At 69.8% G+C, this 1,389-nt stretch carries 2 protein-coding genes and 1 pseudogene; all 3 read left to right on the top strand.

Features of this window, described 5'->3' with window-relative positions; all coding sequences use genetic code 11:
- Positions 1-283, top strand: a pseudogene (locus H928_RS31460) (GspH/FimT family pseudopilin); the annotation flags it as partial.
- A 3-nt stretch (positions 284-286) separates the two neighbouring features.
- Positions 287-985 carry a type IV pilus modification protein PilV gene (gene pilV, locus H928_RS0107350; protein ID WP_021025916.1) on the top strand — a complete coding sequence of 233 codons (699 nt, stop codon included), beginning with the start codon at positions 287-289 and terminating at the stop codon, positions 983-985.
- Between the two features lies 1 nt (position 986).
- A partial coding sequence (locus H928_RS0107345) for a prepilin-type N-terminal cleavage/methylation domain-containing protein (RefSeq protein WP_148293090.1) occupies positions 987-1,389 on the top strand: 403 nt, incomplete at its 3' end.

Here is a 1,389-nt window from a genome sequence, read left to right as displayed (position 1 = left end):
CTGCGGCTGGCAGGTCTGTGTGCATGCGCTGGGCCAGCAGCAGTGCGCCGACGATGCGCCGGTGCTGCAGCGCTTTGAAACGCCGCCGGGCCTGCAGGTGCAGCGCAACAGCCTGGGTGAAGGTATCCGCTTTGACCGCTGGGGCATGCCGGTAGCCGGTTTTGCCTTTGCGCTGCTCCCGGAGGGGAAAACGGTAGAGCACCCGGCCACCAAGGGCCTGTGCACCAGCCGGGGTGGCCGCGTGCGGGTCGTCGACGGCCCCGGCTGCAGCCCCAGGAGCTAAGCCATGCGCATCGCCGTGCCCACCCACCCGCAGGCCTCCCTCTCAGGCGGCATCAGCTTGCTGGAGTCACTGGTGGCCATGGTGGTGCTGGTCCTGGGTGTGTTGGCGATGCTGGCCATGCAGCTGCGCACGCTGGCCGATGTGCAGACCAGCACCCGGCGTGTGCAGGCCATTCGCCTGATCGAAGACCTGGGCGAGCGCATACGCGCCAACCCCCATGCCTGGGACCAGCTGGAGCACTATCTGAGCGATTGGCAGCATGCAGCACCAGCCCCTCAGGCCAGGTCTTGCGCGGCGCAGGCTTGCAGCGCCGCTGAGCTGGCCCAGCATGAGTTGGCGCAGTGGCGCCTGCAGGTGGCGCGCAGCTTGCCGCTGGGGCAATCCCGGATTTTTCTCGCACCCGGCGAAGAGGTGGACGCCAACCGGCGCCAGCTGGGCGTGATGGTCCGCTGGCGCGACAGCACGCATGCCCCGCAAGGTGGCACCGATCCGGCGCTGTACTGGGACCTGGTCGATGCCACCCGCAGTGTCGGCGAGGGCCGGGGCGCGGATGCGGTGGATGAACGCGGCGGCGAGGTGGTCTGCCAGGATGGCGATGGCGATCTGCGCTACAGCTGCCATCTGCAGTACCTGGCCTTGAACGCACGCTGCACAGCAGAGCGCATGGGCAGCGCGCTGCACTACCACTGCGGGGGGACTTGAGATGCCGCATCCCCTCCATCCCCTGTGGGCGTTGGATCGGGTCGGCGGGCGCTGCCGTGCAAGGGGGCGCGGGCAGCTTGGCTTTAGCCTGGTCGAGCTGATGGTGGGTCTGGCGCTGGGCCTGCTGGTGGTGGCCGCGGCCAGTGTGGCCTTGCTGACCTCGCGCAGCCTGGCGGGCACCGTGAGCGACGCCAGCCATCTGCAGCAGCAAGCCAGCTATGCCTTGCGCGTCATCGGCCAGCAGTTGCGCCCATCGGGCAGCCTGTACCTGAACCTGCAGCTGCCCGCCGCTGCGGACCCCTCGCTCAGCGCCGCCTTGACGCCAGCGGCTTTTGAGACCGCAGCCCCGGCGGCGGGCAGCGCCCGTGGCTATGCGCCGCGCGCCGATGCCTTGCGGGGCAGCG

Origin of the sequence: Comamonas sp. B-9, from assembly GCF_000410635.1 — a bacterium.
In the GTDB taxonomy this organism is placed as follows: Bacteria; Pseudomonadota; Gammaproteobacteria; order Burkholderiales; family Burkholderiaceae_C; genus Comamonas.
The sequence above is the reverse complement of the archived record's forward strand: the minus strand, read 5'-3'. Positions and strand labels throughout refer to the sequence as shown.